The organism is Streptomyces sp. BE303, assembly GCF_036290945.1.
Taxonomy (GTDB): Bacteria; Actinomycetota; Actinomycetes; order Streptomycetales; family Streptomycetaceae; genus Kitasatospora.
The window spans coordinates 1-1,620 of sequence record NZ_JAQYWZ010000084.1; the positions used below are offsets into that span (position 1 = coordinate 1).

General features: G+C 72.1%; 1 protein-coding gene. It reads left to right on the forward strand.

The genetic code is table 11. The features are described 5' to 3' along the window. Positions 1-136: 136 nt before the first annotated feature. On the forward strand, positions 137-1,612 hold the full coding sequence (locus PUR56_RS00325) for an NF041680 family putative transposase (RefSeq protein ID WP_329877263.1): 1,476 nt from the start codon (positions 137-139) through the stop codon (positions 1,610-1,612). The last annotated feature ends 8 nt before the right edge of the window (positions 1,613-1,620 follow it).

A 1,620-nucleotide genomic window follows, 5' to 3' on the forward strand; every position in this document is an offset into this window, starting at 1 on the left:
CTTGTGATTTATCCATCGGGCTCGAACAGGCCGACTCGGTGATCACTCGTCCGGGTGATCACGGGACACGGGAGCGGCCTTCGCGTGATCCTGAACTCGACCAAGAGGCACAGGACTTGACGCGAAGGCCGCTGTGATGAGTGTGGTGGAACAGGGTGTGCAGGGCGAGCCGTTCGCTGAACTGTCACGCTTCCGGGGGGTCTTCTACGACTGTCTGACCGGGCGGCGCGACGCGCTGTTCGAGCTCACCGACGCCGTGCTGTGCACCGACGGCCCGGTGAAGACCCTGGTCGGCCTGGCGCTCGCCCCCGAGCACCGGCGCGGGCACGGCGCCCTGTACGGCGCGCTGAACCGCGGCCGGGTGGACGTCGAGCGACTGCGGGCCGAGCTGGCCGGCCTGCCGCTGCCGCGCGCCGCCGACGGACGCCTGGTGCTGGCCGTGGACGTCTCGCCGTGGCTGCGGCCCGACGCCGACACGAGCGACGCCCGTTCGTTCTGCCACACCTACGGCCGGGGCGACGCCAGGCACCAGATGATCCCGGGCTGGCCCTACTCGTGGGTCGTCGCCCTGGAATCGGGCCGGACCTCATGGGTCGCCCCGCTGGACGTGGTGCGGCTGGAGCCCGGCGCCGACATCGCGGCCGTCACCGCAGCCCAACTCCGGGACGTGGTAGGCCGGTTGATCTCCGCCGGGCAGTGGACGATCGGCGACCCGGCCGTGTTGATCGTGGCCGACGCCGGCTACGACGTGATGCGGCTGGCCTGGCTGCTGCGCGACCTGCCCATCGAGATCCTGGGCCGTCTGCGCTCGGACCGGGTGATGCGCCGCCCGGCACCGACCCGCGCGGAGTTCGCCGCGGCCAACCCGGCTGGCGGGCGGCCGCCCAAGCACGGCAGCGAGTTCATCTTCAAGGACGCCAGGACCTGGGGCGCCCCGGACACGGAGACGAAGACGGAGACCACCCGCTACGGCACCGCCCACGCCCGGAGCTGGGACCGGCTCCACCCGGAGCTGCAAGGACGCGCCGCCTGGCGCGACCACCCCGGCCAGCTCCCGGTCATCGAGGGCACCGTCGTCCGGCTTCAGGTCGACCACCTGCCCAGCGGCGGCGACCCCAAGCCGCTGTGGCTGTGGTGGTCACGGCCCACGGCCGGACCCACGGAGACCGACCTGGCCTGGCAGGCGTTCCTGCGCAGGTTCGACATCGAGCACTTCTTCAGGATGATCAAGCAGACGCTCGGCTGGACCGCTCCGAGGCTGCGGGAAGCCGAGGCGGCGGACCGCTGGACCTGGCTGATCGTTGCCGCCTGCACCCAGCTCCGCCTCGCCCGCTCCCTGACCACCGACCTGCGGCGGCCCTGGGAGAAGCCGGCCGAACCGAACAAGCTCACCCCGGCACGGGTCCGACGCGGGTTCCGACACCTCCACGCCAGAACCTCAACACCGGCCGCAGTGCCGAAACCCACCCGCCCCGGCCCCGGGCGCCCGCCCGGCTCCAAGAACCGCCGCCCCGCGAACCGCTACGACGTGGGCCTGCTCCTGGCCACCGGCGAGCCCTACCGCCGACCGGCTCATCACAAGGTCGGCACCAAACCCCGCCGCACCGGATAAATCACAAG